This window comes from Streptomyces sp. NPDC041191 (assembly GCF_055591945.1).
On record NZ_JBVIZC010000012.1, the window covers coordinates 152,926 to 172,929 of the forward strand.

16 protein-coding genes are annotated in these 20,004 nt (G+C 73.8%); 5 read left to right on the forward strand and 11 right to left on the reverse strand.

Features of this window, described 5'->3' with window-relative positions:
• The first annotated feature begins 53 nt into the window (after positions 1–53).
• Positions 54–920 (forward strand): SCO6745 family protein, encoded by an 867-nt coding sequence (locus ACZ6AQ_RS23890; RefSeq protein WP_468762105.1) that lies wholly within the window; start codon positions 54–56, stop codon positions 918–920.
• Positions 921–1,041: 121 nt separating this feature from the next.
• Entirely contained in the window at positions 1,042–3,456 is a 2,415-nt protein-coding gene (locus ACZ6AQ_RS23895; RefSeq protein WP_468762107.1) for a Tex family protein, read from the forward strand.
• 65 nt (positions 3,457–3,521) lie between these two features.
• Here the strand turns inward: ACZ6AQ_RS23895 and ACZ6AQ_RS23900 are convergent, their stop codons facing one another.
• From ACZ6AQ_RS23900 to ACZ6AQ_RS23915, 4 genes are all read right to left on the reverse strand, one after another.
• A complete protein-coding gene (locus tag ACZ6AQ_RS23900; RefSeq protein WP_468762109.1) occupies positions 3,522–3,926 on the reverse strand; it encodes a hypothetical protein in 405 nt (134 codons plus the stop codon).
• A gap of 128 nt (positions 3,927–4,054) precedes the next feature.
• A complete protein-coding gene (locus tag ACZ6AQ_RS23905; RefSeq protein WP_468762111.1) occupies positions 4,055–5,692 on the reverse strand; it encodes an ABC-F family ATP-binding cassette domain-containing protein in 1,638 nt (545 codons plus the stop codon).
• A 65-nt stretch (positions 5,693–5,757) separates the two neighbouring features.
• The gene (locus tag ACZ6AQ_RS23910; RefSeq protein WP_468762113.1) at positions 5,758–6,282 is read right to left on the reverse strand and encodes a hypothetical protein; all 525 of its coding nucleotides are present in this window, start codon (positions 6,280–6,282) and stop codon (positions 5,758–5,760) included.
• A 91-nt stretch (positions 6,283–6,373) separates the two neighbouring features.
• On the reverse strand, positions 6,374–7,687 hold the full coding sequence (locus ACZ6AQ_RS23915) for a M14 family metallopeptidase (protein ID WP_468762115.1): 1,314 nt from the start codon (positions 7,685–7,687) through the stop codon (positions 6,374–6,376).
• A 486-nt stretch (positions 7,688–8,173) separates the two neighbouring features.
• Here ACZ6AQ_RS23915 and ACZ6AQ_RS23920 point away from each other — a divergent pair, with 486 nt between their 5' ends.
• Positions 8,174–9,709, forward strand: coding sequence for a M1 family metallopeptidase (locus ACZ6AQ_RS23920; RefSeq protein ID WP_468762117.1), 1,536 nt, complete (start codon positions 8,174–8,176; stop codon positions 9,707–9,709).
• Between the two features lie 29 nt (positions 9,710–9,738).
• Here the strand turns inward: ACZ6AQ_RS23920 and ACZ6AQ_RS23925 are convergent, their stop codons facing one another.
• Together ACZ6AQ_RS23925 and ACZ6AQ_RS23930 are read right to left on the reverse strand one after the other, a co-directional pair.
• On the reverse strand, positions 9,739–10,602 hold the full coding sequence (locus tag ACZ6AQ_RS23925; protein ID WP_468762119.1) for an oxygenase MpaB family protein: 864 nt from the start codon (positions 10,600–10,602) through the stop codon (positions 9,739–9,741).
• Positions 10,603–10,781: 179 nt separating this feature from the next.
• Positions 10,782–11,267: a F0F1 ATP synthase subunit B family protein gene (locus ACZ6AQ_RS23930; RefSeq protein ID WP_468762120.1), complete on the reverse strand. Its 486-nt coding sequence runs from the start codon at positions 11,265–11,267 to the stop codon at positions 10,782–10,784.
• Positions 11,268–11,392: 125 nt separating this feature from the next.
• On the opposite strand from ACZ6AQ_RS23930, the gene sph reads away from it, so the two are divergent.
• Positions 11,393–12,418 (forward strand): sphingomyelin phosphodiesterase, encoded by a 1,026-nt coding sequence (gene sph / locus ACZ6AQ_RS23935; RefSeq protein WP_468762122.1) that lies wholly within the window; start codon positions 11,393–11,395, stop codon positions 12,416–12,418.
• Positions 12,419–12,436: 18 nt separating this feature from the next.
• Here sph and ACZ6AQ_RS23940 read toward each other — a convergent pair whose 3' ends face one another.
• Positions 12,437–12,922, reverse strand: coding sequence for a hypothetical protein (locus ACZ6AQ_RS23940; protein WP_468762124.1), 486 nt, complete (start codon positions 12,920–12,922; stop codon positions 12,437–12,439).
• Between the two features lie 301 nt (positions 12,923–13,223).
• On the opposite strand from ACZ6AQ_RS23940, the gene ACZ6AQ_RS23945 reads away from it, so the two are divergent.
• Complete coding sequence (locus tag ACZ6AQ_RS23945) at positions 13,224–13,961, forward strand: MerR family transcriptional regulator (protein ID WP_468762125.1); 738 nt, start codon at positions 13,224–13,226, stop codon at positions 13,959–13,961.
• A gap of 91 nt (positions 13,962–14,052) precedes the next feature.
• Here ACZ6AQ_RS23945 and ACZ6AQ_RS23950 read toward each other — a convergent pair whose 3' ends face one another.
• From ACZ6AQ_RS23950 to ACZ6AQ_RS23965, 4 genes are read right to left on the reverse strand one after another with little or no spacing between them, the layout of a single operon-like run.
• On the reverse strand, positions 14,053–16,245 hold the full coding sequence (locus ACZ6AQ_RS23950; RefSeq protein WP_468762127.1) for a 3-hydroxyacyl-CoA dehydrogenase NAD-binding domain-containing protein: 2,193 nt from the start codon (positions 16,243–16,245) through the stop codon (positions 14,053–14,055).
• Between the two features lie 39 nt (positions 16,246–16,284).
• On the reverse strand, positions 16,285–17,499 hold the full coding sequence (locus tag ACZ6AQ_RS23955) for an acetyl-CoA C-acetyltransferase (RefSeq protein ID WP_388697088.1): 1,215 nt from the start codon (positions 17,497–17,499) through the stop codon (positions 16,285–16,287).
• 57 nt (positions 17,500–17,556) lie between these two features.
• Positions 17,557–18,699: an acyl-CoA dehydrogenase family protein gene (locus tag ACZ6AQ_RS23960; RefSeq protein WP_468762129.1), complete on the reverse strand. Its 1,143-nt coding sequence runs from the start codon at positions 18,697–18,699 to the stop codon at positions 17,557–17,559.
• Positions 18,696–19,841 carry a CaiB/BaiF CoA transferase family protein gene (locus ACZ6AQ_RS23965; protein ID WP_468762131.1) on the reverse strand — a complete coding sequence of 382 codons (1,146 nt, stop codon included), beginning with the start codon at positions 19,839–19,841 and terminating at the stop codon, positions 18,696–18,698. Before ACZ6AQ_RS23965 ends, ACZ6AQ_RS23960 begins: the two co-directional genes overlap by 4 nt.
• Positions 19,842–20,004 lie beyond the last annotated feature (163 nt).

Here is a 20,004-nt window from a genome sequence, read left to right on the forward strand (position 1 = left end):
TCGGGGGCACGGGCCCGTTCCCGTCGTACCGACCAGTCGGTAACGTTCAGGACATGACGACTGCCCTGCCTCCGCGCGCCGGACGCCGCTGCCACAACGCGTTGAACCCGCTGCACTCCACGCTCTACTTCTCCCCGGACCTGGACCGCGAACTCGCCGCCCTCGGCCTCACCGACCCGAACGCGATGCGGCTCGCCGCCCGGAGCGCCCCCCTGGGCGCGGTGGGGGCGGGCACGGTCGCCGCGGCCTTCTACAACTACAACCACGAGCTGCTCGCCCGGCACCTGCCCTCCGTCTGGGAGACCGCCTCCCCCGCCGAGGTCCTGGCCGCGCGGCTGCGCGCCGCCGACGCGACCCTGCGCCGGCTGCTCGGCGAGGACGCCGTCGCCTCCCCGGAGATGGCCGAGGCGGCGGAGCTCGCGCTGCGCGCCGCCGAGGCGTGCACCCGGCACGCCCGGCCCCTGTACTCGGCCAACGCCGACCTGCCGGTCCCCGAGGAGCCCCACCTCGCCTACTGGCACGCCGCCACCCTGCTGCGCGAGCACCGGGGCGACGGCCACCTGGCGGCCCTCCTCTCCGCCGGACTCGATCCCGTCGAGGCCCTCGCCTCCCACACCGCCACCGGCAGGGGCATGGCGCCCCGCTGGGCCCTCGGCTCCCGGGGCTGGCGGCGTGTCGACTGGGACGGGGCGGTGGCCCGGCTGCGCGACCGCGGCCTGATCGACGCCGAGGGCGAGCTGACCGAGGCCGGGACGGCGCTCCGTGCCGACCTGGAGGAGCACACCGACCGGCTGGACTCGGCCCCGTACGAGCACCTCGGCGCGGCCGGCGTCGAACGCCTCACCGAGCTGGGACGCGGCTTCCTCTTCGCGGCCGCCGCCGCGGGCGCCTTCCCGGCGGACCTCGTCGGCAAGGACTGACCCCCGGGGCGGCCGGGCCCGGCGCGGGACGCGCGGAGCGGGCCGGTTGCCGCGTCCGGGTGACCGACCCGGCACAATGCAGTCGCAAGCTTGAGGGCACGAGAAGGCGAGTCGGGACACCGTGACGACGTCCATCGAAGCAAGGATCGCCGAGGAACTCGGCGTACGCGAGCGACAGGTGAGGGCCGCCGTCGAACTCCTCGACGGCGGTTCGACCGTGCCGTTCATCGCGCGCTACCGCAAGGAAGCGACCGAGACGCTCGACGACGCGCAGCTCCGCACCCTGGAGGAGCGGCTGCGCTACCTGCGCGAACTGGAGGAGCGCCGGTCGGCGGTCCTCGACTCGGTGCGCGAGCAGGGCAGGCTGACGGAGGAGCTGGAGGCCCGCATCCGGGCCGCCGACACCAAGGCGCGCCTGGAGGACATCTACCTGCCCTTCAAGCCGAAGCGCCGGACCAAGGCGCAGATCGCCCGCGAGGCCGGTCTCGAACCGCTGGCGGAGGGGCTGCTCTCCGACCCGTCCGTGGATCCGGCCGCCGCGGCGGCGGCCTTCGTGGACGCGGACAAGGGGGTGGCGGACGCGGCGGCGGCCCTGGAGGGCGCGCGGGCGATCCTCGCGGAGAGGTTCTCCGAGGACGCCGACCTCATCGGCGAGCTGCGCGAGCGCATGTGGGGCCGGGGGCGGCTCGTGGCGAAGGTGCGGGACGGCAAGGAGGAGGCGGGGGCGAAGTTCGCCGACTACTTCGACTTCGCCGAGCCGTTCACGGCGCTGCCCTCGCACCGGGTGCTCGCCATGCTGCGCGGCGAGAAGGAGGAGGTCCTCAGCCTGGACCTGGAGCCGGAGGAGCCCGTCGAGGGCCCTTCCTCGTACGAGGGGATCGTCGCGCACCGCTTCGGCGTCGCCGACCGGGGGCGTCCCGGGGACAAGTGGCTCCAGGACACGGTCCGCTGGGCGTGGCGGACCCGCATCCTGGTCCGTCTCGGGATCGACCTGCGGCTGCGGCTGCGGACGGCCGCCGAGGACGAGGCGGTCCGGGTCTTCGCGGCGAACCTGCGCGACCTGCTCCTCGCCGCGCCGGCCGGCACCCGGACGACGCTCGGCCTCGACCCCGGTTTCCGCACGGGCGTGAAGGTCGCCGTCGTCGACGCGACCGGCAAGGTCGTGGCCACCGACACGATCCATCCGCACGTCCCCGCCAACAAGTGGGACCAGTCCCTGGCGACGCTCGCGCGGCTCGCGAAGGAGCACGCGGTCGAGCTGGTCGCGATCGGCAACGGCACGGCCTCCCGCGAGACCGACAGGCTGGCGGCCGAACTCCTCTCCCGGCACCCCGAGCTGAACCTGACCAAGGTGCTGGTCTCGGAGGCCGGTGCCTCGGTCTACTCGGCCTCCGCGTACGCCTCGCGGGAACTGCCCGGGCTGGACGTGTCGCTGCGCGGCGCCGTCTCCATCGCGCGGCGGCTCCAGGACCCGCTGGCCGAGCTGGTGAAGATCGACCCGAAGTCGATCGGCGTCGGCCAGTACCAGCACGACCTGGCCGAGGTGAAGCTCTCGCGCTCGCTGGACGCGGTGGTGGAGGACTGCGTGAACGGCGTCGGGGTGGACGTCAACACCGCCTCCGTGCCGCTGCTCTCGCGCGTCTCGGGCATCAGCTCCGGTCTCGCCGAGAACATCGTCGCGCACCGGGACGCCCACGGCCCCTTCCGCTCCCGCCGGGCGCTCAAGGACGTGGCCCGGCTGGGCCCGAAGGCGTACGAGCAGTGCGCGGGCTTCCTGCGCATCCGGGGCGGCGACGATCCGCTCGACGCCTCGGCGGTGCACCCGGAGGCGTACCCGGTGGTGCGCCGGATGGCGAAGACGACGGGCGGCGAGGTCGCGGCGCTGATCGGCGACACGGCCACGCTCCGCTCGCTGCGGGCGGACGACTTCGTCGACGAGACCTTCGGTCTGCCGACGGTGGTGGACATCCTGCGCGAGCTGGAGAAGCCGGGGCGCGACCCGCGTCCGGCCTTCCGGACGGCCACCTTCAAGGAGGGCGTCGAGAAGATCGGGGACCTGGCGTCCGGAATGGTCCTGGAGGGCGTCGTCACCAACGTGGCCGCGTTCGGGGCGTTCGTGGACGTCGGTGTGCACCAGGACGGCCTGGTGCACGTGTCCGCGCTGTCGAAGACCTTCGTGAAGGACCCGCGCGACGTGGTGAAGCCCGGTGACGTGGTGAAGGTGAAGGTCCTCGACGTGGACGTTCCGCGCAAGCGGATCTCGCTGACGCTGCGCCTCGACGACGAGCCGGGCGCGGAGGCGGCGGGCGGACGCGGCCGGGGCGAGCGCGGTGACCGGGGCGAGCGCTCCGGCCGGCCGCCGCGGCAGCGGCAGGGCGGGGGCGGCGACGCCCGCCGGGCCGAACGCGGCGACCAGGGCGGCCGGGGCGGCAGCGGCCGGGACCGCGGCGCGGCCCCGGCGCCCGCCAACAGCGCCATGGCCGACGCCCTCCGCAAGGCGGGCCTGCTGGGCGAGGGCGGCGGCAAGCGCCGTTAGCGCCGGCCGCCGGAAGGGGCCGTGGTCCGGACGGACCACGGCCCCTCCTCCCCGTACGGACGGCGTTACGGCAGGAAGCGCAGGGCCCAGTCGGCGCGGTGGGCCACGGCCAGGTCGTCGTCGTCCGTCAGGGGCCGGAGGAGGCCCTCGGCCCTCTTCGGGTCCGCCTGGACCAGGTCCACGATCTCGGCGGCCAGGCCGTCCTGGTCGTCGCCGAGGTCGACGGCGGAGGCCCGCACCAGGACCGGGAGACTGCCGGTGCCGCCGACGCCCGCGACGACGCCGCCGAGCAGCTCGCGGGCGTATCCGTCGCGCTCCTCGACCGCCCGGCCGAGTTCGGCCTCCAGGCGCGGCAGCAGCTCCGGGCCGCCCGTCGCCACGATCTCCTCGGCGAGGTCGATCGTCGCGTCGACGTCCGCGTCGGGGTCGTCCAGCATCGCGAGGAGCCGGGTGATGCCGTCGTCGGTCATGTGGTGCCTCCTGAAGAGTGCCGTCCGCGGGGACGGGGCCGGCCGCGCCCCGCGGAGAGCCGTCGTGCGTACAGTTCACGGCCCGGGTCGCGCCCGTGCAAGACGGGCGGCCCGGGCCGGGGGGTGTCTCAGAGTTCGGTGACCCTGCCGTCCGCGACCTCGACGCGGCGGGTGGTGCGGACGGCGTCGAGCATGCGCCGGTCGTGGGTGACGAGCAGCAGCGTGCCGGTGTACGAGTCGAGGGCGGACTCCAGCTGCTCGATCGCCGCCAGGTCCAGGTGGTTGGTCGGCTCGTCCAGGACGAGCAGGTTCACGCCCCGGCCCTGGAGCAGGGCGAGCGCGGCCCGGGTCCGCTCCCCCGGCGAGAGGGAGCCGGCGGGCCGCAGCACGTGGACGGCCTTCAGGCCGAACTTGGCGAGCAGGGTGCGGACCTCGGCGGGCTCGGTGTCGGGCACGGCCGCGCAGAACGCGTCCAGGAGGGTCTCGTCGCCGTGGAAGAGCCTGCGGGCCTGGTCGACCTCGCCGACGACGACTCCGGACCCGAGCGCCGCGTCACCGGAGTCCAGCGGGAGGCGGCCGAGGAGGGCGGCGAGCAGGGTCGACTTCCCGGCGCCGTTGGCGCCGGTGACGGCGACCCGGTCGGCCCAGTCGATCTGGAGGGTGACGGGCCCGAAGGAGAAGTCTCCGCGTCGCGCCGCGGCCTCGCGCAGGGTCGCGACGACCGAGCCGGAGCGCGGGGCGGCGGCGATCTCCATCCGCAGCTCCCACTCCTTGCGGGGTTCGTCGACGGTGTCGAGCCGTTCGATCATGCGCTGGGTCTGCCGGGCCTTCGCGGCCTGCTTCTCGCTGGCCTCGCTGCGGGCGTTGCGGCCCAGCTTGTCGCCGTCCGTGGCCTTGCGGCGGGCGTTCCTGACGCCCTTGTCCATCCAGGACCGCTGCATGTGGCCGCGCGCCTCCAGGGCCGCCTTCTTCCCGGCGTACTCCTCGAACTCCTCGCGCGCGTGGCGCCGGGCGGTGTCCCGTTCCTCCAGGTACGCCTCGTAGCCGCCGCCGTAGAGCGTGATCCGCTGCTGGGCGAGGTCGAGTTCGAGGACCTTGGTGACGGTGCGGGCGAGGAACTCGCGGTCGTGGCTGACGACGACCGTCCCGGCCCGCAGCCCCTTCACGAAGGACTCCAGGCGCTCCAGGCCGTCGAGGTCCAGGTCGTTGGTGGGCTCGTCCAGGAGGAAGACGTCGTAGCGGGAGAGGAGGAGGGAGGCCAGTCCGGCGCGGGCGGCCTGGCCCCCGGAGAGGGAGGTCATCGGCCGGTCGAGGCCGACGGTGAGGCCGAGGGAGGCGACGACCTCCTCGGCCCGCTCGTCGAGGTCGGCGCCGCCGAGGCCGAGCCAGCGCTCCAGGGCGACGGCGTAGGCGTCGTCGGCGCCGGGGGTGCCGTCCACGAGGCCCTGGGTGGCCTCGTCCATCGCGGCCTGGGCGGCGGTGACGCCGGTGCGCCGGGCGAGGAACTCCCGCACGGTCTCCCCCGCGCGCCGCTCCGGCTCCTGCGGGAGGTGGCCGACGGAGGCGGTGGGCGGGGAGAGCCGCAGCTCGCCCTCCTCCGGGGCGTCGAGCCCGGCGAGCAGCCGCAGCAGGGTCGACTTCCCGGCGCCGTTGACGCCGACGAGGCCGATGACGTCGCCGGGGGCGACGACCAGGTCGAGCCCGGCGAAGAGGGTGCGTTCGCCGTGGCCGGCGGCGAGGTCCTTGGCGACGAGGGTTGCAGTCATCAGGGGACGCATCCTAGGCGACGGAGGGACCCGCCGAGGGGGGCGGGGCCCGGGGCCCGCGCCGGTCAGCGCCCGGCCGGTGCCCGGTCCGTTCCCGGCAGGCCGGCGGCGGCGCCCGCCGGGACCGGCGCCGGCGCGGAGCCGGGGGCGGGGGCGGGGGCGGGGGCGAGGAGCCGGAGGAGCACGGACCGGTGGACGGCCGCGGGGAAGCGGTACGGGCCGGTGCCGGGGTAGCCGTCGCGGGCGAGGTCCGGCGCGGGGCCGGTCCACCAGGCGAAGTCGCGCCAGACGACGTCGTCGCCGTCGCGTTCCACGACGGCCGTGACGGCTCCGCAGCCGGGCTCGTCGCACGCGGGACAGGAGTGGAACACGTACCGCCCGCCCGGGAGGTCGCGGCCGCCCGCGTCCAGGAGGCGGCGGACGTGCTCGGCGCGGAGGACGGGCGGGAGGTCCGCCGCGAGGGGGGAGACCGTGTCCGCGCCGTCGGCCCCGTCGAGCCGGTGGAGCAGCGGTCTGCCGTCGACCAGGAGGTCGGCGGGGCCGTGAAGGGTGGCGGGGGTGAGGTCGAGGCTGGTGTACGCGGACGGCATGTCACGAGTATTTCCCCGGGGGCGGGCTCGTTCCATGGCCGGTCCGTCCCGGAAATGTCCCGGTACCGGTACGGTCCCGCCGACGGGGCCGTCAGCACGTCTCCACGGGTTCCCCGGCGACGAGGTGGTGCGCGGCCCGTCCGTCCAGCAGGAGCGGGACGAGCGCGCGCTGCGACTGCCGCAGCGGGACGAACGCCCCCGCGCCCTCCCGTCGCACGACGACCCCGTGCAGGGCGAGTTCGTCGCCCGTTCCGGCGTACTGGGCGGCGTCCAGGCGGTAGCCGCACGGCGGGTCGGCGAGGACCTCGCCGGGCTCCGGGGGGTCGTTGTCGGCGCCGCCGAGGAAGACCGGGCCCCGGTCGGCGAGGCCGGCGAGCCGGGCGCGGGCGGTGGCCGCCGTCAGCCGGTCGCGCCGCTCGTCCAGGTAGGCGAACACCCCCTTCAGGGCGGCGTGCTGGGTGGCGACCCGGCGCCGGTGGTTACGGGCGGGGTCGTCCCGCTCGGCCGGGTCGAGCGCGTCGGTCCGGGTCTCCACCAGCAGGCCGGCCGCGTGTTTGACGCCGGCCGTGTTGCGCAGGATCCGCTCCTGGCCGTCGCCCGCGACCTGCCGGACCGGTTCGCCGGTGAGGGGGTCGGTCCAGATGCCGTAGACGCCGGTGCTGTGGCCGGCGAGCCGGGCGGCGGGTCCGACGTAGGACTCGAAGAGGGTCCGGGACTCGTCGCGGACGTGCGGGTCGGCGTCGAGGGTGCGGGGCCAGAGGGCGAGCAGGTCCTTCTCGTAGTACCGGGGGGTGGCGTCGTACTCGTGCAGGTCGTGGACGAGGTGGGGGCGCCGGTCGCGGAGGACGGCGGCGATCGCCCGCGCTTCGGCGGTCCGCAGGGCGAGGTGGTCGCGGTTGACGTCGATCCCGGCGGCGTTGCTCCGGGTGCCGGCCTCCCGGCCGTCGGGGTTCGCGGTCGGGACGACCAGGAGGGTGGTGCGGTCGAGGAAGCGCAGGGTCTCCCGGTCCCGGGCGAACGCGAGGTCGCGCACCGTGCTCAGGCACGCCTCGCGGCCGGCGGGCTCGTCGCCGTGCTGGCTGCAGACGAGGAGCACGGTCGTACCGCCCCGGGCGGCGCCGAGGGTGACGAGCCGGAGGGGGCGGCCCTGCGCGGTGGTACCGATCTCGCGCAGCGACACCCGGTCGCTCGCCCGGTCGACGGCCGCGAGGAAGTCCCGCTCCTCGGCCCCGGTGGTCCACCGGGCGCCCCCGGCGGTCTCGAACCCGGTGCGCGGCGCCTGCCGCCCGAGGGCACCGCCGGCCGTTCCGGCGGGGACGGCGACGAGCGGCAGGGCGAGGGCGGCCGCGCCCGCCACCAGGGCGAGGACGCGCCGTGAACCCCGGCGCGCGGTACGGGTGTTCACCGGGCCGCTCCCTCCTCGCGTGCGCGCCGCGGACTTCGGTGCGCGCCGGGGCTCCCCGTCGGACGGCCCGCGCTCCGAACGGCCGCGGCACCGGGCGGGGCCGCCGCCGGGGCGGTCCGGTACGGCGGTCGGGCTCCGCGGACGGTCCGTTCTCGCATCGGCATGGGGCGGAACGTACCCCGGCCGGCACCCGCGCGAAAGGGTGCCGGAGGGAATCGGGGGTGCCCCGGGGAGGTGGGGAGGTTCGGGGTGGCCCCGGGGAGGGAGGGATGCGGGGCGGCCCTGGGGAGGGAGGGGTGCGGGGCGGGCCCGGGGAGGGAGGGGTGCGGGGTGGCCCCGGGGGGGAGGGGTTCGTGTCGGCCGAATGGCGATCGTGTGACAGGGGTCCTCTGGACGTGACGGAGCGTCGGAGCGCTGCATAGTGTCCTCGGCAAGGACCGACGACCACCCGCGCGTCTTACGTTTCTTATGACTTGGGGAGCATCCGTGCACCGCAGAATCATCGTTCCGAGCGCCCTCGCCGCCTCCTTCCTGCTGGCGATCCCGGCATCGGCGGCCGATTACGTCCCCGGCGCCCCGGGCATCGGCGACTCCTACTACCCCACCAGCGGCAACGGCGGTTACGACGTCTCGCACTACGACCTGCGCCTGAGGTACCAGCCGGCGACGGACCTGCTCGAAGGGACCGCGACGATACTCGCGACCACCCGGCAGAACCTCTCCCGGTTCAACCTCGACCTCGGCCTGAAGGTCAGCGAGGTGCGGGTGAACGGCCGCGTGGCGAAGTTCACCGCTTCGGGCGACCACGAGCTGGAGGTCACCCCCGCCGTCCCGCTGGAGAAGAACAAGGAGATCTCGGTCGTCGTCCGCTACGCGGGCAAGCCCTCCGAGTTCAAGGTCGACGGCTGGTCGGCCTGGGCCCGCACCCCGGACGGCGCCGTCGCCGCGCAGGAGCCGGACTCGGCCGCCTGGTGGTTCCCGTCCAACGACCACCCGCTGGACAAGGCCACCTTCGACGTCTCGGTCTCGGTGCCGGCCGGTCACCAGGCCATCAGCAACGGCGTGCTGCAGTCGCAGTCCACGGCGCTGGGCTGGACCCGCTTCAACTGGCGCTCCGACAAGCCGCAGGCGACCTATCTGGCCACGCTCGCCGTCGGGAAGTTCGACATCACGACGGACCGCACGGCGAACGGGCTGCCGGTCCTCAACGCGTACAGCAAGGACCTGGGCGCCAACGCCGGTTCGGCGCGCGCCTCGATCGAGCGCACGACCGAGGTGGCGGAGTGGCTGGAGTCGGTCTTCGGACCGTACCCCTTCAACGCCCTCGGCGGTTACGTGCCGAACGTGACCAGCGGTTTCGCCCTGGAGACGCAGACCCGGCCGTTCTACAGCCCCCGGCAGTTCGCCAACGGCGCGAACGTGTCGGTGGTCGTCCACGAGCTGGCGCACCAGTGGTACGGCGACAGCGTGTCCGTGCGGGACTGGAAGGACATCTGGATCAACGAGGGCTTCGCCCGTTACGGCCAGTGGCTGTGGTCGGAGAAGGAGGGCGAGGGCACGGCGCAGGAGCTGGCCGACTACGTGTACGCGCTGCGGGGCGCCGACGACCCGTTCTGGACGGTGAAGCCGGGCGACCCGGGCCCGGAGAACCAGTTCCACGGCGCCGTCTACGACCGGGGCGCGCTGGCGCTCCAGGCGCTGCGCAACGAGATCGGCGACGAGGACTTCTTCGCGGTCCTGAAGGGCTGGCCGCAGCAGTTCGCGTACGGCAACGCGCGGGTGGCCGACTTCGTGCGGTACGCGGAGCGGGTCTCCGGCAAGCCGCTGGCCGAATTGTTCGACACCTGGCTGTACCAGCCGTCGAAGCCGGCCGCCCCGGCGGCGGCCGCGGCCGGGCTCTCCGCCCCGGCGCCCGCCGCGCGGGGGGCCGCTCCGGAGCCGGTCCGGCCGAAGTCGTGGAAGAAGATCGCGGCGACGAACACGGTCCACGACCACGAGCGCCGGGGTCACGGCGGGCACTGAGCCGCGCGGTGGGTCCCGGGGGCCGTCCGTCAGCGCTTCGCGCGGCGGGCGGCCCTCCGTGCCTTCCGGGCCAGGGGCAGGTAGCGCAGCCGTTCGGGCAGGACGGGGACCACGGCCCGGAGGGTCCGCCCGAGCCGGCGCAGGGCGCGCTCCTGGCCGTCCGTCCACTCCAGGCCGAGGGCCTCGCGGGCGTCCGGCGGCATGAGGCCCACGGTGAGGAAGGCGCGCAGGCGCAGGGCGGGGCGGCGCAGGACGGGCCAGAGGGGGCGCAGGACGAGCCGGAGCGGCAGCGGTCCCCGGTCGGGCGCAGGGACGGGCAGGTCGGGGTCGAGGAGTTCCCGTACGACGACGGTGGCCTCCAGCTCCTCGGCGAGGACCTTCCGGTAGTACGGCCAGAACTCCTCGATGGTCTGCGGCATGTCCCGGTCGTGGATGCCGAGGACGCGGCCGACCTGGAGCCACTCGGCGTACAGCTGCCGCTCCTGGGCCTCGGTGAGGGGGCGGGCGAGCAGGCGCAGGCCGTGCCGGTAGACGGGGAAGCCGGTGGCGTGCACCCAGGAGTAGTGGGCGGGGGTGAGGGCGTGGTAGCGGCGTCCGCGGGTGTCGGTGCCCCGGATCGCGCGGTGCAGCTCCCGGAGCCGGCGGCCCTCGCGCGCGGCCTCCTCGCCGCCGTAGACCCAGAGCTGGGCCGAGCGCAGGGAGCGTTCGGCGCGGCCCCAGGGGTCGGTGCGGAAGACGGAGTGCTCGTCGACGCCGGCGCCGATCGCGGGGCGGGCGACCTGCAGGGCGAGGGCGGCGGGCAGCATGAGGAGCCCCCGGACGTCCCCGGCGACGCTCCACAGCACCCCGCCGACGGGCGGCGGCGCGGGATCGGCGGGCTTCGCGCGTTCCACGGTTCTTCTCCTCGCGGTCTCCGGGCCGGGTCCGGGGCCCGTGCTCCCGGCCGGGCCGGGCCTCGTGTTCTCGCGGCGCGCACCGGCCGGGGCGTGCCACGCTCCCCGTCTCCAGGGTGCACCACCCATGACGAAGGGGCCGTCGCGCGGGCGACGGCCCCTTCCGGGTGCGTACGGGGTCAGACGCGGTCGGCGCCGACCGGCTCGCCGACGATGCGGGCGGCGAGGGCGTGCGCCCAGGCGTCGACGTCCGCGTTGAGCTCGCGCTCGGCGGCGGCGCGCTCCTCGGCGATCCTCGCGGCACCGGCGGCGAGGAGGGCGTCGCGCTCGGCGGAGCCCTCGGCGCGGGCGGCGGCGATGGCGGCCGAGCCCTCCTCGACGGCCTTGGAGCGGATGCGGGCGGCCTCGTGGCGGGCCTCGGCGAGCTCGGACTCGTACTGCTCGCGGATCCGCGCGGCCTCGGCGCGCAGGTCGTCGGCGCGCCCGGTGCCGCCGTCGATGGCGTCCTCCCGCTCGTCGAGCGTGCGCTTGACCTTCGGCAGGACGCCCTTCGCGAGGATGAGGAAGGTGATACCGAACAGCACCAGGCCGAGGATGAGCTCGGCCCAGACGGGGTTGAGCGGACCGAGGTCCATCTTGAAGATCTGTGCGTTCGCGAGGGTCATGCGCGCATTCTACCTGGTTCAAATGGGTGTAAATACGACACCGGGAGGAGAGTTGGCACGCTCGTGCGCGTGCGGACAGATTCCCGGCACCCAGAGGCTACCGGAAGGTAACCACAGCTGATTGTATGTGCCGCGCCAGCCCAATCCCCCACGTCCCCACGGGAGTTCACGTGCCGTTCGCCGTGTCCCGCCGCGCCTCCGGCGCCGCCCTCGGTCTCGCGCTCGCCGCCACCCTGGCGTCCACCGCTCCGGCCGCGTCCGCCGCCCCCGCCGCCGGGACCCCCCGGCTGAAGGTGCTCACGTACAACACGTTTCTTTTCTCGAAGACCCTCTACCCGAACTGGGGACAGGACCACCGGGCGAAGGCCATCCCCGCCGCCCCCTTCTTCCAGGGGCAGGACGTCGTGGTCCTCCAGGAGGCGTTCGACAACTCCGCCTCGGACGCCCTCAAGGCGAACGCCGCCGCGCAGTACCCGCACCAGACCCCGGTCGTGGGCAGGAGCAGGAGCGGGTGGGACGCCACCGGCGGGTCCTACTCCGCGACCACGCCCGAGGACGGCGGTGTGACGATCCTCAGCAAGTGGCCGATCGTCCGCAAGGAGCAGTACGTCTACAAGGACGCCTGCGGCTCCGACTGGTACTCGAACAAGGGCTTCGCCTACGCCGTCCTGGACGTGAACGGCAGCCGGGTGCACGTCGTGGGCACCCACGCGCAGTCCACCGACCCGGGCTGCTCGGCGGGCGAGGCGGCGCAGACGCGCAGCCGCCAGTTCAAGGCGCTCGACGCCTTCCTCGACGCCAAGAACATTCCGGCCGGCGAGCAGGTGGTCGTCGCCGGTGACATGAACGTCGACACCCGCACCCCCGAGTACGGCACGATGCTCGCCGACGCGGGCCTGGTGGGGGCCGACGCCCGCACCGGCCACCCCTACTCCTTCGACACCGAGCTGAACTCGATCGCCTCCGAGCGCTACCCGGACGACCCGCGCGAGGACCTCGACCACGTCCTCTTCCGCGCGGGGAACGCCCGGCCCGCCGGGTGGACCAACCACGTGGTCCTGGAGCAGAGCGCGCCGTGGACGGTCACCAGCTGGGGCACCCGCTCCACGTACACGAACCTCTCCGACCACTACCCGGTCACGGGCTTCTGACCGCCCCGGGGGCGCGGCTCAGTGGCCACGCCCCCCGAAGAGGCCGTAGAGCCAGGCGCCGAACACCGCGGCGACGCAGAGCATGACGAAGAGGGAGCCGGCGCCGGTGTGCCGCTCCCCGCGGGAACGGCGGCCGGGGCGGGGGGCACGGGTCCCCCGCCCCGGCTTCTCCCGTCTCCCGGCCCTTCCCCCGCGCGCCGGCGCCGGTTCGGCGGCCGCCGCGACGTCGGCGAGCAGACCGCGGCAGACCGCCGCCAGCTCCGCCGTCCCGGCCGTCAGGTCGACGACCACCTCCGTGCGCGCCGGGGCGGTCGTGCCCCCGTCCAGGATCCGCCCGGCCCGCAGCAGGGCCCGGTCCTTGCCCCCGGTCGGCGCCAGGCTGATCCAGCGGCGGACGTGCTCGCCCCGGATCACCACCCCGCCGCCCCGCTCCCGGTAGACGGTGTGCTCCCGCCACAGGATCGCGGCCAACTCACTCGCCGTCTCCCTGAGTTCCGCGTACATCCGACTCCCCCGCCTCCTGGCCCCCGCTTCGACAGCGGCCGACTCTAGCCCCCGCCGCCGACAGTCCCCGTCGCGCCCCGGGGCCGCGTCCCTTACGCGCCGGAGTCGTACGCCGTGACCGGTATTCCCCGGTCCGCCGGGCGCCGGACGTACGCGACGCCGTTCGCCCCGCGTTCATGACGATCACGCCACGGACGGGCGCCGACAGAGGAGCAGGACTTTTACACGGCTGGTGAGACAGCAATACTGTTCAAGCGGTCCGGACACGCGGGCCGACGGCTGGGGAAACGAGGCGGCTCGAATGGACGTCCGGAGTGACGGGGAGCGCGGACCGAGCTACACCGTCGACGAGCTGGCCGCGCGGGCCGGGGTGACGGTGCGGACCGTGCGGTTCTACGGGACCCGGGGGCTCCTTCCGCCGCCCGTCATCGGGGCCCGCCGGGTCGGGCACTACGGGCCGGAGCACCTCTCCCGGCTCGCCCTCATCGAGGAGCTCCAGCGGCAGGGCATGACGCTCGCCGCGATCGAGCGCTACCTGGAGCAGCTGCCGCCCGACCTCAGCGCGCGGGACCTCGCGATCCACCGGGCCCTGGTGGCCTCGTGGGCGCCCGAGTCCGCCGAGACCATCACCCGGCGCGACCTGGAACGGCGGACCGGGCGGGCGCTGACCGAGCGGGACATCGACCGGTTCGCCGCGATGGGGGTGCTCGACCGGACCGACGACGCCGACACGTACCGGCTCGACGGCTCGCTGCTGCGGCTCGGCGTGGAGATGCTGGACGTGCCCATCGAGCACGAGACGATCCTGGCCTCCCGGGCCGTGCTCCTGGAGCACGCGCGGGCCGCCGCCCAGGAACTCGCCCGGCTCTTCCAGGAGCAGGTGTGGAACCCGTACCGGGAGAGCGGCGAGGACCCGGACCACCTGACGGCGATGAGGTCGCTCTCGGCCCACATGCAGCCGATGGTGATCCAGGCCCTCGTCACGGCCTTCCAGCGCTCGCTGAGCGAGGAGCTGAGGACCGCGTTCCGGAGCCCCTGACCGGGCGGGAAGACCCGGCCGGGCGGGAAGACCGACCGGCCGGGGCCCCGGCCGGTCAGGAGCCCCCGGCCGGCCGGGGAGCCGTGCCCGGTCAGGCGTCGGTGAAGACCTCGCCCCGCTCGGCCTTCTCCACCAGGAGGGCGGGCGGGGCGAAGCGCTCGCCGTACGTCTCCGCCAGCTCCCGGGCGCGGGCGACGAAGCCGGCGACCCCGACCCCTCCCCCGGCGCCGCCGTCGTAGCCGTTGATGTACTGCAGGATGCCGCCGGTCCAGGCCGGGAAGCCGATGCCCATGATGGAGCCGATGTTGGCGTCGGCGACCGAGGTCAGGACGCCCTCCTCCAGGAGGCGGACGGTGTCGATGGCCTCGGCGAACAGCATCCGCTCCTGCATGTCGCGGAAGGGGATCTCGTACCCCGGCTTGGTGAAGTGCTCGCGCAGGCCGGTCCAGAGCTTGCCGCGCTTGCCGTTCTCGTCGTACTCGTAGAAGCCGGCGCCGCCGCTGCGGCCGGGGCGCTCGAACTCGTCGACCATGCGGTCGATCACGGCCTCGCCCGGGTGGGTGGCCCAGACGCCGCCCGCCTCCTCGATCGCCCGCTTGGTCTCGTTGCGGATCTTGCGCGGCAGGGTCAGGGTCAGCTCGTCCATCAGGGAGAGGATCTTGGCCGGGTAGCCCGCCTGTGCGGCGGCCTGCTCGATCGAGGCGGGCTCGATGCCCTCGCCGACCATGGCGACGCCCTCGTTGAGGAACTGGCCGATCACCCGCGAGGTGAAGAAGCCGCGCGAGTCGTTGACGACGATCGGCGTCTTGTTGATCTGCCGGACCAGGTCGAAGGCGCGGGCCAGGGCCTCGTCGCTGGTCCGCTCGCCCTTGATGATCTCCACGAGCGGCATCTTGTCGACGGGCGAGAAGAAGTGCAGGCCGATGAAGTCGGCCTGGCGCTCGACGCCCTCGGCGAGGACGGTGATGGGCAGGGTGGAGGTGTTGGAGCAGAGCAGCGCGTCGGGCTCCACGACGGACTGGATCTCCTGGAACACCTTGTGCTTGAGGGCGGTGTCCTCGAAGACGGCCTCGACGACCGCGTCGCAGCCCGCGAGGTCGGCGGCCTCGGCGGTGGGGGTGATGCGGGCGAGGAGGGCGTCGGCCTTCTCCTGGGTGGTGCGGCCGCGCGAGACGGCCTTGGCGCACAGCTTCTCGGAGTACGCCTTGCCCTTGGCGGCGGACTCGGCGGAGACGTCCTTGAGGACGACCTCGATGCCGGCGCGGGCGCAGGAGTAGGCGATGCCGGCGCCCATCATGCCGGCGCCGAGGACGGCGACCTTGCGGACCGTGCGCGGCTCGATGCCCTTGGGGCGGCTGGCGCCGGAGTTGACGGCCTGGAGGTCGAAGAAGAACGCCTGGATCATGTTCTTCGCCGTCTGGCCGGTGACCAGCTCGGTGAAGTAGCGGGACTCGATGACCGAGGCGGTCTCGAAGTCGACCTGGGAGCCCTCGACGGCGGCGGCCATGATGGCGGCCGGCGCCGGGTAGGGGGCGCCGTTGAGCTGCTTGCGCAGGTTGGCCGGGAAGGCCGGCAGGTTGGCGGCGAACTTCGGGTGCGAGGGGGTGCCGCCGGGGATCTTGTGGCCGGGCACGTCCCAGGGCTGGTGCGACTCGGGGTGGGTGTCGATGAAGGCGACCGCCTTCGCGAACATCTCCTCGGGGGTGGCGGCCAGCTCGTGCACCAGGCCGTTGTCCAGGGCCCGCTTGGGGTTGTACTGGGTGCCCTGGAGCAGCACCTTGAGGAGGGCGTCGGTGATGCCCATGAGGCGGACGGTGCGGGTGACACCGCCGCCGCCCGGCAGCAGGCCGAGGGTGACCTCGGGCAGGCCGATCTTGGAACCGGAGACGTCGAGGGCGATCCGGTGGTGGGAGGCGAGGGCGATCTCGTAGCCGCCGCCGAGCGCGGCGCCGTTGATCGCGGCCACGACCGGCTTGCCGAGGGTCTCGATGCGGCGCAGCGCCTTCTTCATCTCCAGGGCGCCCTCGAAGATGTCCCGGGCGTGCTCGGGGCCCGCCTGGATCATGTCCTTGAGGTCGCCGCCCGCGAAGAAGGTCTTCTTCGCGGAGGTGTAGATGATGCCCCGGATGGAGTCCTTCTCGGCCTCCACCCGGTCGGCGATCGCGGCGATCGAGGCCCGGAACGCCTGGTTCATGGTGTTGGCGGACTGGTTCGGGTCGTCCAGGACGAGGGTGACGATCCCGGTCTCGTCCTGCTCCCAGCGGATGGTGGTGCTCTCGCTCATGCTGATGCTTCTCCGTAAGAAGGGGTTCGGACGGGACGGTCAGACGCGTTCGACGACGGTGGCGATGCCCATGCCGCCGCCCACGCAGAGGGTGGCCATGCCGTAGCGCTCGCCCCGGCGCTCCAGCTCGTCCACGAGGGTGCCCAGGATCATCGCGCCGGTGGCGCCGAGCGGGTGGCCGAGCGCGATGGCGCCGCCGTTGACGTTGACCTTGTCCAGCGAGATGCCCATGTCCTTGGCGAAGCGCAGGACGACGGCCGCGAACGCCTCGTTGATCTCGACGAGGTCGATGTCGTCCATGGTCAGACCGGCCTTGGCCAGGGCCTTGCGGGCGGCCGGGGCCGGGCCGGTGAGCATGATGGTCGGTTCGGAGCCGGAGACGGCCACGGAGACGATCCGGGCGCGGGGCGTCAGGCCGTACCGCTCGCCGACCTCCCGGGAGCCGACGGCGACGAGGGCCGCGCCGTCCACGATGCCGGAGGAGTTGCCCGCGTGGTGGACGTGGTCGATCTCCTCGATCCAGTGGTACTTCTGCAACGCCACCGCGTCGAACCCGCCCAGCTCGCCCATGTCCGCGAAGGACGGCTTGAGCTTCGCGAGGGAGTCGGCGGTGGTGCCGGGGCGCAGGAACTCGTCGTGGTCGAGGACCGTGAGGCCCGCGCGGTCCTTGACGGGGACGACGGAGCGGGCGAACCGGCCGTCCTTCCACGCCTCGGCGGCGCGCTCCTGCGAGAGGGCCGCGTACTCGTCCACGTCGCGCCGCGAGAAGCCCTCGATGGTGGCGATGAGGTCGGCGCCGATGCCCTGGGGGACGAAGTTCGTCTCCAGGTTGGTCATCGGGTCGGCGAACCAGGCGCCGCCGTCGGAGCCCATCGGCACGCGGGACATGGACTCGACGCCGCCGGCCAGGACGAGGTCCTCCCAGCCGGAGCGGACCTTCATGGCGGCCATGTTGACCGCTTCGAGGCCCGAGGCGCAGAAGCGGTTCTCCTGGACGCCCGCGACGGTGTCCGGGAGCCCGGCGGCGAGGGCGGAGATGCGGGCGATGTCGGAGCCCTGGTCGCCGACCGGGCCGACGACGCCGAGGACGATGTCGTCGATGGCGGCCGGGTCGAGACCGGGGTTGCGGCTCTGGATCTCCCGGATGAGGCCGACGACCAGGTCGATCGGCTTGGTGCCGTGCAGGGAGCCGCCGGCCTTGCCACGACCGCGCGGGGTGCGGATCGCGTCGTACACGTACGCTTCGGTGCTCACGGGAAGCCTTTCGCGATGAGGGTGGGGAAGAGGAGCGGGAGGACGGGAGGGGGGAGGTCAGCCGAGCAGGGAACGGCCGATGATCTCCTTCATGATCTCGGTGGTGCCGCCGTAGATGGTCTGGATGCGGCCGTCGGTGTAGGCCCTGGCGACCGGGAACTCGTTCATGTAGCCGTACCCGCCGTGCAGCTGCAGACAGCGGTCGGCGACCTTCTTCTGGAGTTCGGTCGCCCACCACTTGGCCATCGAGGCGTGCACGGCGTCGAGGGTGCCGGCGGCGTGCTCCTCGATGCACCGGTCGAGGAAGGAGCGGGTGACGGCGCACTCGGTGGCCATCTCCGCGATCTCGAAGCGGATGTGCTGGAGCCGGGAGAGCGGGCGGCCGAACGCCTGGCGCTCCTTGACGTACGTGGTGGTGATCTCCAGGAGGTGCTCGGCGGCGGCGATGCCGGCGACCGCGATGGCCATCCGCTCCTGGGCGAGGTTGGTCATCAGGTGGATGAAGGCGCCGTTGAGCTCGCCGAGCAGGTTCTCCTTGGGGACGCGGACGTCGTGGAAGAACAGCTCGGCGGTGTCCTGCGACTTCTGGCCGATCTTGTCGAGGTTCCGGCCGCGCTCGAAGCCCTCCGCCCCGCGCTCGACGACGAGGAGGGAGAGGCCGTGGGCGCCGCCCTCGGGGGTGGTGCGGGCGACGACGACCACGAGGTCGGCCAGGATGCCGTTGGAGATGAAGGTCTTGGAACCGTTGAGGACCCAGTGGTCGCCGTGGTCCTCGGCGGTGGTGCGGATGCCCTGGAGGTCGGAGCCCGCCCCCGGCTCGGTCATGGCGATGGCGGTGATGGTCTCGCCGGAGCAGAAGCCGGGCAGCCAGCGCCGCTTCTGCTCGTCGGTGGCGAGGGAGGTGAGGTAGGGGCCGATGATGTCGTTGTGCAGGCCGAGGGCGAGGCCGGGGGTGCCGGCCCGGGTGAACTCCTCGGCCAGGACGGCGGCGTAGCGGAAGTCGGGGTTGCCGCCGCCGCCGTACTCCTCGTCGACGGCGATGCCGAGCAGGCCCTGCCGTCCGGCGGCGAGCCACGCCTCGCGGGAGACGATGCCGTCCTTCTCCCACTGCTCGTAGTGGGGCAGCACCTCCTTCTCCAGGAAGGTGCGCACGACCGCCCGGAAGGCTTCGTGGTCCTCGGTGTAGATCCGACGCTTCATGCGGAAGTCTCCTGGGTGTGCAGGGAGGGTACGGCCCAGTCGCGGGCGACCTCGGCGGTGTCGGCACCGGGCAGGGCGGGGCCCTTGCGCAGGGTGCCGGGGGTGACGGAGAAACGGGGTGCGGGGGCGGGCTGGGTCAGCCCGCCGTGTTCGGTGAAGGTCGCGCGGGCGGCCAGGTGCGGGTGGGACGGGGCCTCGCCCAGGGAGAGGACGGGGGCCACGCAGGCGTCGGAGCCGTCGAAGACGTCCGTCCACTCCCGGCGGGTCCGGCCGAGGAACGCCTTGGCGACGGCGTCGCGCAGTGCGGGCCAGCGGGCGAAGTCGTACCGTCCGGCGGCGGCCTCCCCGATTCCGAGGAGGCGGACGAACTCGGCGTAGAACTGCTCCTCCAGGGCGCCGACCGCCATGTGGCCGCCGTCGGAGGTCTCGTAGACGCCGTAGAAGGGGCAGCCGCCGTCGAGCAGGTTGGTCCCGCGCCGGTCCTGCCAGCTCCCGGCGGCCAGCATGCCCCGGATCATCGTGGTCAGGTGGGCGGTGCCGTCCACGATCGCGGCGTCCACGACCTGGCCCTCGCCGTGGGCGCGCGCGTGCTGGAGCGCGGCGAGGACGCCGATGACGAGGTAGAGGGAGCCGCCGGCGTAGTCGCCGAGCAGGTTGGCGGGGATCACCGGCGGTCCTTCCGGGTCCGGGCCGATCATGCCGAGCGCGCCGGTGATCGCGATGTAGCCGATGTCGTGCCCGGCGGTCGCGGCCAGCGGTCCGTCCTGGCCCCAGCCGGTCATCCGGCCGTAGACCAGGCGCGGGTTGCGGGCGAGGCAGACGTCCGGACCGATGCCGAGGCGCTCGGTCACGCCGGGCCGGTACCCCTCGATCAGGACGTCGGCGCGGGCCACCAGGTCGAGCACGGTCGCGGGGCCGTCCCCGGCCTTGAGGTCGACCACGACCGAGCGCTTGTTGCGGTTGGTCAGGTCGCGGGCGGGGTCGATGCCGAGGGCGTTGCCGCCGGGGCGGTCGATCCGGACCACGTCCGCTCCCAGGTCGGCGAGGAGCATCGCGGCGAAGGGACCGGGCCCGATGCCGGCCAGCTCGACCACGCGCACCCCGGTGAGCGGGCCGTGCCGGTCGGTGTGCGTCGTGCTCATCGAGCCCCCAGAAGTGTGTGACACCAATGATGTAACACCAGTGATGCTAGGAACGTGTTCCACTCCGCACAAGCCCCCCGGCCGAGCGAGCGCGGGGAAGACCGGCGGGAGGCTTCCGCTATCCTCCGCCGACGACAACCGCGCACGGCTGCGCGGTACGGCC